Annotated in this window: 6 protein-coding genes; 5 read left to right on the top strand and 1 reads right to left on the bottom strand. The window is 53.4% G+C overall.

Annotated elements, in window-relative coordinates:
- The first annotated feature begins 127 nt into the window (after positions 1-127).
- A complete protein-coding gene (locus ET33_RS17025) occupies positions 128-1,141 on the top strand; it encodes an alpha/beta fold hydrolase (protein WP_036684099.1) in 1,014 nt (337 codons plus the stop codon).
- A gap of 42 nt (positions 1,142-1,183) precedes the next feature.
- Here ET33_RS17025 and ET33_RS17020 read toward each other — a convergent pair whose 3' ends face one another.
- Positions 1,184-1,930 (bottom strand): cysteine hydrolase family protein, encoded by a 747-nt coding sequence (locus ET33_RS17020; RefSeq protein ID WP_051775405.1) that lies wholly within the window; start codon positions 1,928-1,930, stop codon positions 1,184-1,186.
- A 294-nt stretch (positions 1,931-2,224) separates the two neighbouring features.
- Here ET33_RS17020 and ET33_RS17015 point away from each other — a divergent pair, with 294 nt between their 5' ends.
- The 4 genes from ET33_RS17015 (at position 2,225) to ET33_RS17000 (ending at position 13,548) form a co-directional block, all read left to right on the top strand.
- Complete coding sequence (locus ET33_RS17015; protein ID WP_036684097.1) at positions 2,225-2,944, top strand: 3-ketoacyl-ACP reductase; 720 nt, start codon at positions 2,225-2,227, stop codon at positions 2,942-2,944.
- A gap of 300 nt (positions 2,945-3,244) precedes the next feature.
- A complete protein-coding gene (locus tag ET33_RS17010; protein WP_144028854.1) occupies positions 3,245-3,766 on the top strand; it encodes a hypothetical protein in 522 nt (173 codons plus the stop codon).
- 321 nt (positions 3,767-4,087) lie between these two features.
- A complete protein-coding gene (locus ET33_RS17005) occupies positions 4,088-12,673 on the top strand; it encodes a non-ribosomal peptide synthetase (protein ID WP_036684095.1) in 8,586 nt (2,861 codons plus the stop codon).
- Positions 12,670-13,548: a glycosyltransferase family 17 protein gene (locus ET33_RS17000; RefSeq protein ID WP_036684092.1), complete on the top strand. Its 879-nt coding sequence runs from the start codon at positions 12,670-12,672 to the stop codon at positions 13,546-13,548. Before ET33_RS17005 ends, ET33_RS17000 begins: the two co-directional genes overlap by 4 nt.
- Positions 13,549-13,814: the final 266 nt, after the last annotated feature.

Raw genomic sequence — 13,814 nt, 5'->3', positions numbered from 1 at the left:
TTTTGAAGCTAAGCGTTAGGAGCATTTAATTTACTTGAGCTTATCTCTGGTTTACAGTGAAGTCAAGAGCTACCGCGCGCAGTAAGCTTCTTTCAATATTTTAAAAATTGGAGGGAGTTTTTTGAATATGGGGTACGAAGTCATGGAGCTGGGCGATGTGGAATTGCAATCCGGAGCGATTTTGCCGGGCACCTTTTTGGCCTATAAAACCTATGGAACGCTGCGGGCCGACAAAAGCAATGCCATCTTGTATCCGACAGCGTTCGGAGACACGCATGTTCAAAATGAATGGCTGCTAGGCGAGGGCAAGGCGCTCGATCCGCAGCATTATTTTATTATCGTTCCGAATTTGCTTGGCAACGGTTTATCCTCATCGCCCAGCAACACTCCGGCGCCTTGGGATCGGGGGAATTTCCCGCAGGTGACGATTATGGACAATGTCCGCTTGCAGCATCGGCTGGTCACCCAGCGGTTCGGAATAAGCAAGCTCGCTCTGGTGACGGGCTGGTCGTTTGGGGCAATGCAGACGTTTCAATGGGCAGCGAGCTACCCGGATATGGTGGAGAGGATTGCGCCGTTTGCCGGAACGGCCAAAACTTGGCCCCATACGTTTGTGTTCTTTGAAGGAGTCAAGGCGCCGCTGGAGGCGGACGCTGGATGGCGGAGCGGCCACGATCGGCAGACGGTTGAAAAAGCGCTTCGCGCGGTAGGCCGCGTCTACGCCGGCTGGGGATTTTCGCAGGCGTTTTACCGGGAAGAGGGGTACCAACAACTTGGCTATGACTCGTTGGATGCGTTTCTCAGCGGCTTCTGGGACCGCAATTTTGCCGGATCGGACCCCTATAATTTGCTCTCGATGCTCTGGACGGGACAGCATGCCGACATTAGTGCGAATCCAACGTACAAGGGCGACTTCGAGCAGGCGCTGCGCAGCATTAAGGCGAGGACGGTTGTCATGCCGGCAACCACCGATTTGTACTTTACCCCGGAGGATAGCGCGTATGAGACGTTGCGGATGCGCAATGCGGCGCTCCGTCCGATCCGGTCGATCTGGGGCCATTTTGCAGGTCGCGGATTGAATCCCGATGACAGTCGGTTTATCGATGACGAGCTGAAGCGCCTGCTAGCCAGCAGCGTATAGCCGGGAGCTGAGCGTGAACGTTATCGTGTACAGGTCCGTACCTTAACGGTACGGGCTTATTCTATGAGAGGATCTCATTTTATTTATAGTCTCATTAGTAGACCATGAAGCACTAGCGATCATTCGAAAATTTGTTTTTGCGGCTTTATCCCCATCCAAGTCGTTCATTTTTGCGGAAGCTGTGGCATCGTGAACTACGGCCACTTCAAATCCTTGCTCCATGAGTTCGCGCATATGAGATTCAACGCACAGGTTCCCGGACATTCCTGCAAGAATGACGCGGGAAATGCACTGTTTTCGCAACTGCAACACCAAGTCGTTGGCTTCGGGTCCGAAAATTTTATGCGGACTGCAGATGACGGTTTGACCATCTTCAATATAGGGCTTATACCTATCCAAAAAGTCGGCACCGGAACCTGTAAAGCCTTCAAGTGATAATGGACTTTTTCGTTGATACATCTTGAGATCGTGCATCAAATGTTCCAAAACTCCCCCAAACCTCCATTTTTGGTCATAGGGATAATACCAATGGGGCGACACAAACACTTTAAACTTATTTTCCTTTGCTGTTTTAAATAATAATTCAATGTTCTCGATCGTACGATTTTCAGCCACGCTGTCTTTCACTAAATACCATGCTGCACCGTTTGGACTTAAAAAGTCATTTTGCGGATCTGTGATCACTAAAGCGGTATTGTTTCGATCCACCTTCATTCCCCGCGCTGGAACCGGTGGGGTTTGCGCTACTGCAGCATTGTGATGAAAACCATTGTAAAATTGAGGTGCCATGTGCTTCTCCGAGTAAATGTGGTGAGCTGCTCTAACGTAAGGTATGGATGGTTGCTGAAGATTCCTTAATTCAAACGGGATTCCAATGCCTCCGTGCCAAAAACCGCCGAAGCTACCGTGAAAGCACATACATGGTTATCCTCCGTTATGATGATGTATCGATGATTTAGTGTATGGGCATCGTCATAAAAAGTTCGTAGCAGGATTGAGGCCATAATCACTCTGCATGCTTAAAGGAAAAACTGGGGATCATGACGAAGTAGTCAGTTATTATATTAATGAGGAGAGGTTATCATGGATTTGAAAAATAGAACGGCGATTATCACCGGAGCGGGAAAAGGGATCGGCAAAGCGATTGCCGTGCAGCTTGCCAAGGAAGGAGTCCATCTCGGTCTGACGGCCAGAACCTCGTCCGATCTGGAATCGCTTCGCACGGAGCTGGAAAGCGCATATGGCGTGAAAGTATATACCGCAGCCGCAGACATTGCCAAAAGAGGAGCGGCCGAGCAAGCGGTCGGATCGCTCATCAGCAGCCTCGGTTCGCTTGATATCTTAATCAATAATGCAGGGATCGCCCAGTTCGGCACGGTCGCCGAAATGGAACCCGAGTTGTGGGAGAGCATCATTCAAACGAACCTGATGGGCACTTACTATGTCACTCGCGCTGCGCTGCCGACGCTGCTGGCGCAAGCAAGCGGCAGCATCATCAACATCTCGTCTACGGCAGGAGAGCGGGGCTTCGCGACAGGGTCCGCTTATTGTGCGTCCAAGCATGCGGTGCTGGGTTTTACGGAGGCGCTGATGCAGGAGGTGCGCAAGTCCAACATTCGCGTAACGGCGCTTACGCCCAGCACGGTCAACACCGAACTCGCAGCGAACGCCGGTCTCAAAATCGGCGACGAAGACCGGATGATGCAGCCGGAGGACATAGCTGAACTTGTGCTCGCCACCTTGAAGCTGCCGGCACGTGTTTTCATCAAAAATGCCGGGATCTGGACGACCAACCCGCAATAATATTCACAAACCATGCCCTTCCGACTTCCTGCCGGGAAGCGAAAGGGCTGAAATAGATGCCATACCTAACCTAAACCCGACAATCTTGAGCTCTCAAGATTGTTTTTTTATTTTTACATGAAGGGGACGTAGATGAATGAAATAGGAGTTTGGGTAACTGTAAATAAACACAAATATTTAAGTGAATTTTGTGTAAAATTACCATTAAGTATCTTGTGAACATTAATCACGGTGAATGGAAAGATCGATCGCAGCGCGCTGCCTGAACCGGAAGGGGAGATGAAGAGCGGAGGGGAGTATGTGTCGGCCCGAACGCCAATGGAACGGCAATTGGCAAGTATTTGGCGTGACGTGCTTGGAGTTGAACCTATTGGAGTGAAGGATATCGTGATGGTAGACTCCAAGAGGATCACTCGGATGAGAAAGCAGACTGGACAGGAAATGTGGGATCACATCGATCATATTCTGGATATACTTCCCGAACCGTTTAATGAAGTTTTCAATGCTCCGGTTACGAAGGATAAAGCAAAGAAGAAAATGTATGCATACATGGATTACGGTAATGAGCTGGTTAATACGGGGACCGTCCGGGCTAACATCCACGGGCTGGTTGCAGATGGTTTAATTGCAGGGCGAATGGCAGACAGTGATGCATTATTGTGGAAGCAGGCTGCACCGAGCAGGTATACGGAATATGAGGTGATCGGGGACCATCAACAGGTGCTCGCCCCGGGCTTTGTTGAGGAAAATGCAAAAGTCATTCAGTATATCGTCGAAAAAATTGTTGAACAAAAGGTTGGAAAAGATCAGGTTCTTGTTTAAAAAAGTCATTTCATGGATAATCTCGATACTTGAAATGTCAAAAGCAGAAAATCCGTTCCTTGATTAAGGGACGGATTTTCTGCTTCATTGGCAGGAGCTTTCGGCTGTCCCGAGTGCCGTTGACACTCAGGGTGCAACGTTGGCAGGCAGCTTGGAAAATTAAAGGATTAAAGTCCAAAATCGCACAACAATAATTAATGATGGAAATTAATGAATGGATTGGACTATATTAGAATAGTACAAAACTTCTTTGAAATGCCCTCTTTATAATAGCACGAGGGGAGATTGTTCAGAATAAGTAGAGAGGAGAGTAAGTAACCGATGACACTTGCTAACGAAACAACCCTCCGTGATGCCTTGGACGGCAGCCGATACGGCTTGCCGCTGTTTTCGAATAACAGGGGCCAGGGTGAACTCAGGGGCGATTACGTTTTCCATAAGATCCGTTTGGGGAGCCGACAATTCAAAGCAATGACGGAATTTGTCCGCCGGCATCAGCTTTGCGTGCCTTCTTTTCTAACGGCGGTATGGTCTGTCCTGCTATCGCATTATGCCAATCAATACGAGGTGCCCGTTTTGTATTCCGTCATGCCGGATGAAGACGAAGGCATAAGCCTTCAGCACTATCCGCTGCTCGTCAACATTCGGCAAGAAGACGGTCTTCTTGATTTGGTACGCAGGGTCAAAACGCAAGGGGATGATCGGAAAACAGACGGCGGTTCTTGGAGCGAAACGTTAGCGCAGCAAGCCGAAGGGAGTCCTTCTGTACCGGGGCACGGGGACTATTTTAATGTCGGCATCTTGGAAGCGCGCGGAAGCAGTCTGCTCCCTGACGTCCATACGAAAAACGTTCGGCGCGGCATGGACCGGCCGGAGATTGCACTTCATTATCGTTATCGTCTCGACGAACTCGAATGTGCGGTTCAGTATGACGGCAAACGCTTCAGCAAAACGCAGATCTCCCGGCTCGCGGGACATTTTCGGGTGCTGCTGACCAACGCATTGAATGGCCCGGAGAAGCCCGTACTTTTCCACCCGTTCCTGACCGCAAGCGAAGGGAAGCAATTCCTCCGATGGAACGATACGGACAGGGCGTACCCCCCGCATAAAACCGTTCATCAATGGGTAGAGGAACAGGCGGCCAGGACGCCGGAAGCGGTCGCCTTGGAGTTTCGTCAGCAGAAGCTGACTTACTTCGAATTAAACCGCCGGGCGAATCGAATTGCCCGCATCCTTGTGGACGCGTATCGGAGGAACGGGCAGGGCGATCTGCCGCGAGGCATGCTGATTCCCATCATGATGGAGCGAAGCGCGGATGTGCTCCCGGCCATGCTGGGCGTGATGAAGACGGGAGGGGCTTACCTTCCGATTGATCCCCAGTATCCGGAGGAACGCATTCGGTTTATTTTGGAGGACGCTCAAGCCCAAATCATTGTGACAACGAGCCCATTGGCCGCCAAGCTGAAATCGGTGATTGCTCAAGCCGGTATGAAGGAGCACTCGGTTATTTGTATCGACGACTGGCTTGCGAAGCCCTGCGATTCCGCTGACAATTTGAACGTCGAGGTCAAGCCCGGCGATCTGGCATACGTCATCTATACGTCCGGCTCCACCGGAAACCCGAAGGGCGCGCTCATCGAACACGCCGGACTTGTTGCGCTGATTCCTTATCTTATCGACAAGTTTGGCCTAACTCCGGATACGCGAGTGCTGCAGTTCGCTTCCATCAGCTTCGACGCGTCGGTTTATGAATGGATCGGAACGCTAACAGTCGGTGGAACGCTCGTTGTCCTGTCGGACGAGGAACTGCCTCCGTATGCCGATATTTCGGACGTGCTCGAACAAAAAAATATTCATATCGCTATGCTGCCACCATCCGTTTTAAAAACGATGAAACAGCGTGATTTACCCGATTTGCGGACGATCGTGTCAGGCGGAGAGGCTTGCACGCCGGATATCGTGAAGGATTGGGGAAAAGAGCGGGTATTCCTGAACGCTTACGGTCCGACGGAAGTGACGATTATTTGTTCCGTAGGGCGCTGCCGTCCGGGGAAACAAGTGACGATCGGCGGGCCCGTCTATAACAAGCGGCTGTTTGTCCTGAATCCGTTCGGCCAACCGGTTCCGGTCGGCGTTCCCGGCGAGCTGTGGGTGGGCGGCGTCGGGCTGGCCAGAGGCTACCTGAACCGCGAAGAGCTGACCAAGGAACGCTTCGTTCACCAAGAACTTGTGATGGGGGACGGGCATACTCCACAACTCGAGAGGTTATATAAAACCGGGGATATCGTCAAATGGACGCCGGGCGGGGAATTACTATTCATCGGCCGCAGTGACGATCAGGTCAAGATTAGAGGCTACCGTATCGAGCTGGGGGAAATCGAGCAGCGGCTTCGGCAGTATCCGGGCATCCGTCAATGCTTGGTCCGGGCGTGGCACGACGGGCATTATCAGAAGCTGGCGGCTTACTATACCTCCTCCAAAGAGCTGGAAGAGGCCGAATTGGCGCAGCACCTGACCTCCGTGTTACCGTCCTACATGATTCCGTCTTATTTTTGCCGACTGGAAGCGTTTCCTTTGAATACAAACGGCAAAGTGGACCGGTCGGCGCTTCCTCATCCGAATGCGGTGTGGGAGCACACTTCCGAAAAGGCGCCGGAAGCGGGCGAAGATGAAATGGAAACGCGGCTGCTTCACATTTGGCGGCACCTGCTTAAACGGCAAAATATCGGGGTCAACGATCATTTCTATGCCGTTGGGGGAGATTCCATCCTCGCCATTCAGACGGTATCCATGGCTAGGGATCACGGGATTGTCGTGACTCCCCGACAAGTGGCGGAGCATCCGACCGTGAAGGATTTGGCGGCCGTGGCCGCTTGGGTGGACGGCGGGAAGCAAAAGGAGCAGGCCGTCGATTTGGCGGGCGAATTCGGGCTGACGCCGATTCAGCATTGGTTTTTCGAGCAGCGGTTCGAAGAGCCGAACTATTTCAATCAGTCGCATATGCTGCTGCTCAACCATTGCGACCCTGCGAGGCTGGAGGATGCCGTCAATCGGCTAGTCCGGCTGCATCCGGAGCTGGTGGCGCAATTCGTAAGGCGCGAGCATACGTATGTGCAGCGCTACCGAACGGAAGCCGTCGTACGGCTTGCTTCCCACGCCATTCGGGAGACGGAGCGCCCCGATCCGGAAATTGCCGCCGTCTGCGCGAAGTGGCACGGCCAACTGAACTACGAGACGGGAACGATGCTTCGTGCCGGGTTGATCGAAGGCCACCCTGACGGTAAACTTCGTCTGTTCCTTACCGTTCATCATCTGGTCATCGACGGGGTTTCCTGGAGAATTTTGCTTCATGAGCTGTATCAGTTGTATCACGGCGCCGAGCTGCCCTCGGTTCCAAGCCCGTTCAAACAATGGCAGGCTGCGATCACGGACTATGCCCAAAAAGAGGACCTACGCGATCAAGTCAGCTACTGGAGCGACGTGCTGACCCGTTCCGGCGCATTCCAATTACCGGTGGACTATGGTGCGGATAACCGAAGCAGTGTCGAATCCGCGGAGCTTGTTGCAACGCTGCCGCCAAGCGATACGCAGCGGCTGCTGCACCGGTGCGCTCACGCTTACCATACGCAGATCAACGATCTGCTGCTTACCGCCTGGTCGCTGATGTTGTCCGCCTGGACCGGACAGGGGACGGTCGCCTTCCGGCTGGAGGGTCATGGACGGGAGCACTCCGTATCCGACATGAATCTGACCCGAACGATCGGCTGGTTCACGTCGATGTTTCCCGTGTGCATCCGTTTGTCGGCTGAGACTTCTTTAGGAGAAACGATCAAATCCGTCAAGGAGCAGCTGCGCCGCATTCCTGAGCGGGGCATCACCTACGGGGCTCTGCGGTACTGCCATCCGGACGAGGCGATTCGAACGGCCTTGACGGCTTCCGAGCCGGAGGCACTGTTCAATTATTTGGGCCAGTTCGATCAGGCCGAAGGCGGGGAAGCGAACGAATGGTTAGGCTTCACGCGCGATGCCGCGCAGGATTATAGTTCGCCGCGGAACCACGGAACAAGTCTGTTGGAGCTTAACTGCTCCATCGTTCAGGGCCAGCTGTATCTGTTCATGAAATACAGCAGACGTCATTACGAGGAAGCGACGATTGCCGGGGTGATGGAATCTTTCATCTCTTATCTGCTTTCCATCATCGAGCACTGCGAGGGGAAAGAGAGCGAAGCGTTTACGCCGAGCGATTTTCCGCTGGTTTTGCTTGATCAGCTTTCACTGGACCGGATCGTAAATACGTACCATGCGCAAGACGGTTTGGATAAAATTATGCCGCTTAGTCCGCTGCAGAAAGGACTTTTGTTCCATTATTTGGATCATCCTTCCTCCGACCAGTATTTCGTGCAGACAAGCTGGAAATACGAAGGCAGGCTCGATGTCACCCGTTATCGCGAAGCGTGGCAGCGTGTCGTTGCCGAAAACGAATGTTTGCGGACGTGCTTCGTCTGGGAAGCGCTGGACGAGCCGGTGCAGTGCGTCATTCAAGCAGCGGAACCGGATTGGTCTGTGGTGGATATCGCCGCACAACCTGCGGATTGGCGGCAAGAGGATTTCGAACGGTGGATGACACTGGACCGCGACCGCCGCTTCGATCTGCGACGGCCCGCGTACCGCCTGGCACTGATCCGCGGCGGTCCGGAGGAATGGACGGTAGTTTGGAGCTACCACCATATTTTGCTGGACGGATGGAGCCTGCCGCTGCTGCTCAATCGGGTTCACGACCTTTATGAATGCAGCTTGCAGGGCATAGCGCCTCACCGCAATCCGTCGCTTCCTTTCGAATCTTACATGCGGTGGCTGATGGTGAAGGACCGGACGGAGGCCGAAACCTTCTGGAAGGCTAGTTTGGCTGACGTTACCGAACCGACCCCGCTGCCGATGGAGAAAAGCGGCATGCGCTTCGATGCGCACCGACCGATCCGCAGGCAGCAGACCGAGACGCTGCAACTGGATTCGGGCTTTACCGGGCGCATGACGGCGTTTGTGCAGCAAACGCAAATATCGCTCAATACGTTGGTGCAGTTCGCTTGGGGAAAAGTGCTGCAAGTGCTTCATGATGCGGATATAACCGTATTCGGCATGGTCGTGTCCGGCCGTGGCTCCGACCTTCCCAAAGCGGATCGTATTACCGGCTTGCTAATTAATACGCTTCCTTTGGTCATGCATTGGAATATGGAGCAGACGGTTACAGACTATGTGAAGGAGCTTCATCGCACGATTCAAAAGCTGAACGATTACTGCTGCGTCAGCTTGAACGAATTGAAGGGCTGGAGCTCCGTGCAAGGCCATACTTTGTTCCATAGCATCGTCGCTTTCGAAAATTATTTGAACGACTACCGTCAGCCGGCAAACGGACTGAACATGTCGGCGATGGAGGAACGCGAGAAAACGAATTATCCGATGACGATCACCATCGCGAGCGACGGAGACGGGATCGTCATCAAGTTGATTTACGATGCCGACCGATTGGAACAAGAAACGGTTCGCCGGTTGACGGAGCATTTGCGTCATGCTTTGCATTTTGCGGTGGAGCATCCGGATAGCGCTGTCGGAGATATGAGTTTAATGACCACGGACGACTACGATCGAATCGTCTACGATTGGAACCGTACGTTCACGGAGTACCCAAGGGAGAGCTCGGTTCCCGAGCTGTTCGGGGAACAGGTCCGGCTCCGGCCTTCCCAACCGGCGGTGATCGCATACGACCGGGTTGTGACTTACGATCGGCTCGACCGACTGTCCCGGCATGTGGCAAGCATGCTGGCGGAGGATGCGCCGGTTCACGGGAAGCTCATCGGCGTCTGTCTGCCGCGCTCGCTCGAATTTATCGTTTCCATCCTGGGTATCTTGAAGGCGGGCTGCGCCTATGTGCCGATCGATCCCGATTTCCCGGCGGAACGCACGCGCGACATGATCCGGGACGCTGGACTGGACACGATCATTACCTCGCGCAGCGGCGCGGACAGTCTGGCGGAAGCATGTCAGGGTGTGAGCTTAAAGCTGATCTGCGCCGATGATTTCGACACCATTACATTTGCGGGGCTGGAAAAAGAAGGGGACGGTCCGGCGGCCGCCTGCGATCTTGCTTATCTGATGTATACGTCCGGCTCGACGGGCAAGCCGAAAGGCGTGATGGTCGAGCACCGCAGCATCGTCCGTCTGGTGAAGCATACGAACTATTTCCCGTTTTCACCGGACATCAAGCTGCTTTATACCGGATCGCCCATATTTGACGCTTCCACGTTTGAAATTTGGGGCACGCTGCTGAACGGAGGTCGACTGTTCGTCGTTTCCAAAGACGATCTGATGAACGTCCGACTGCTGGAGCAGCGGATGAAAGCGTGGGGCGTTAACGCGGTATGGCTCACTGCCGGATTGTGCAATCAGTGGACCCAGGAGAACGAAACGATGTTCGCCGGACTTCGTTGGCTGCTCGTAGGCGGAGAAGCGTTATCGCCGAAGCCGATCAATCGTCTGCGGCTGGCGTATCCGTCGCTTACCATTCTCAACGCCTACGGTCCGACGGAGAACACCACTTTTTCGACGAGCTATCCGATCGAGCGGCCCTTTGAACGCGACATCCCCATCGGCAAGCCAATCAGCAATACGACCTGCTACATTTTGGACAAAAGGGGCCGTGTCCAGCCTGTCGGAGCCGTCGGAGAAATCTACGTGGGAGGAGACGGCGTCGCGCGCGGCTATTGGAAGCAGGGGGAGCTGACGCGGAAAGCGTTTGTTCCGAATCCGTACGCTTCTGCCGAGGATCGCGCAAAAGGAAGAAATTTGGTGCTGTACCGGACAGGCGATCTCGGGAGATGGCTTCCGGACGGCAACATCGAATATATCGGGCGGAGCGATGGCCAGTTGAAGCTTCGCGGCTTCCGAATCGAACCGGGAGAGATCGAGCACCGTCTTGGCTGTTATCCCGCCGTCAAGCAGTGCCTCGTCATCGCCCGCGAGCTCCATGGGGAGTTGCGGTTGATCGCTTATTATACATCGGAGATGGATGAACAGGACATTCCGGAAGAACGGCTTCGAGCCTTTATGGCCGACGGCCTGCCTTCGTACATGCTTCCTTTCCGGTATGTTCGGCTGGAGTCGTTTCCGTTAACGGTAAACGGGAAAATCGACCGGGCGAGACTGCCTCTGCCGGAAGCGCGTCGTACAGGACAGACGTCCGAACCCGGTGCCGCAACCGGGCTGGAGCAGCTGATGGAGCAGATCTGGCGCAATGTGCTGAAGCTCGATCACATCCGCAAGGATGAAGATTTTCATGCGTTGGGGGGCCATTCGCTCCATGCGCTGCGCATCGTCAGCCTGCTGCAAAAGAACGGCTATCCGGTGACGGTCAACCAAATTTTTCGGGAGCAAACGATCGAACGCTTGGCCCGCTCCTTGAGCGGAACGCTTTCGGCGTCGGATGCGGCTTCGGCTATGGCGGCCCGCCCGGATACGGGAATGGCCTCGGCTTCGGGACAACAGTCGTATCCAAATGACGGATTTCCGCTGTCGGCGGTGCAGAGACGGTTTTTCAACCGCGACTTGAAGAACCGCAACATGTTCAACGTGCCTTATCTGGCTTTGCTCAAGCAGCGGATCACGAAGCAAGAGATGAACCGTGCGCTGCGGCTTCTGGTCGATCGGCATGCGGCGCTACGGCTAACCTTTGCCCGGCTTGATCGCGGAGAATGGTACCAATATGAGCGGGCCATCGATTACGACCGGGCATTTGCCTACGTGGATTTGCGGGAGACCGCGGCATCCCATGATGCCTTCATCTCGGACTACTGCTCGAAGCTTCAGCATGAATTTGATATCGGGACCGGTCCTTTGTGGAAAGCCGTATTGTTTGACCATTATGACGGCGGAAGCGGGCAGGTGCTGCTGCTTTTGGTCCATCATCTGATTTTTGACGGGATGTCGATGAACATCTTTTTGGATGATTTCAGACAGCTTCTCTTCACGGAGGCTGATGAAGAGCTCGACGGCGAAGCGGGGAGCAGCTACCGCGATTGGTGCCTGGCGCTGACGCAATACGCAGCCGGGGGTATTTCGACCGAGGCGGCAGCCTATTGGAGGGACGTTGTCGGAGGCGGCCAGTCTTTGCAGGTCGACTGGGAAGCGCAGAAATTACCGGTTCACCGCCACATGGCGACGATCACCTATGATTTGCTGGAAGGCGAGGAGCAGGTCGGCCTGCTGAAAACTTTGGCGGCACAGCGGCAGACCACCCCGCTCGGCGTCCTGTTAACGGCATTGTCTCAGGCTTGCTTCGACTTGAAAAAGCAGCCGGACCTGCTACTGCATCTGATGTCCTACCAGCGCGAATCCTTTTTGCCGAACATTGCGATATACCGCACGATCGGATTTTTTGCCGGGGCGTATCCCGTACGAATCCGCATCGGGAAGCAGGAGCTTACGGGCGATACCGAGGCGCTGCTGGAGCATGTCAAGCGGACGCTGCACGCAATTCCTATGGAAGGCATGGACTATTTTGCTTTGCGGCATATCGTTCCGGAGCTTCATCCGGAGGCGGAGCCGCTTATCGATGAAAGCCGCATGCTGTTCCACTACCAATCGGAGGAAACGACATGGCAGGCCGACGATTTCTACGAGCCGTTGTCCCTTCCGTACGGAAATACCAGCGCGCCGGACAACCCTTCCGCTTATTGGTTAAACATGACGGCTTGCTTGAAGCGGGATAGGCTGAGCTTGACCTGCTATTACAGCACGCTGCACTACGAAGAACAAACGATTGTCGGGCTGGTTCGCCGGTTCGCCGAACATTTGCGCCATGGTATCGAGGTCAATACGCTCACAACGACAGGAGAAGGGAGTTTCCGATCATGAAAATTTATGAATTTTGCCCGTTTTTCAACGAAAACCGGGTCGCGGAAATCAAACTGAAAGAAGATGCCCGTTGGGTCGACGAGCTTCACGTGATCGAGGCCAACAAGACATTCAGCTATGCGGACAAGCCCCAAAACTTCGATCCGGCATATCTCGGTCCGAAGGTGGTTTACCATTCGCTTCATGCCGACAACGCGTTTCGCAAGCCGGAACGGCACCAATTGTACTTCAACCCGGATACGTGCCAAGCGGCGAACTTTGACCGCTGGTATTGGCGCTTGCTCAGCTACAACAGCGCATTTCATAACGAAGCGTACCAAAGAAGCCGGTGCGCTGACATCTTGCGGGAGCGGGTCGAGGATGACGATGTGATCATTTTGGCTGACTTTGACGAGATTATCGACAGCCGCATGGCGGACCGGATTGTCTCGGAGGTGAAAAGACGTCAAGTCATTACCGTCAAAATGCACTATTCCGTCTTTTTTCTGAATCTATTCTGCCGCTCCAATCACGGCGCTCCTCATTGGAGCTATCGCGTCTTTGCGATGACTGGACGCTTTTTCAGAAGCATGCCTTTCTCGGCGGATTATCTAAGGAAGAAGGGCATTGCCGAAGGGCTGTATCAGGACATCTACTGCCTGGAGGAACCGGTCGGGTTTCACCATTCGTGGCTGGACTATCGTCAAACCGCACTGCCCAAGCTTCAAGCGTTTGCAGCCAATGTCAAGGACAAGAGCATCGTGAACGAGGATTACATCAAGCAATGTCTGGACGATAAAAAGCTGTACTATCTCGATACTGAGCTGTATGTGGATAACGAAAAACCGTTTTTGGCCGCGCTGCAGGACATCCAAACCACGGATCTGTGGTATTGAAATCATTTGAATAGTTAGCCTATGAACCCGAAGCCGTTCGGGTTCTTTTTTTATAATGATAGAATGTATAAGTTTTCAGCGAAGCTGAACCATTCTATCATTTCAAGAAAAGCTTCCTCTAAAACACGAATGTATCTTCTTCGAAAGGGCTTCGACAAAAAGCTTTTCTTATAGTGTTACAAAAAAAGGATTGACAACGCTTACAATTTCATGAATGATGGACATAGAAAACAAATCTGAAACAAACCAGAATCATTATTTGTTTG

The sequence above is a fragment of the Paenibacillus tyrphae genome, assembly GCF_000722545.1.
GTDB classification, from domain to species: domain Bacteria; phylum Bacillota; class Bacilli; order Paenibacillales; family NBRC-103111; genus Paenibacillus_G; species Paenibacillus_G tyrfis.
The sequence above is the reverse complement of the archived record's forward strand: the minus strand, read 5'-3'. Positions and strand labels throughout refer to the sequence as shown.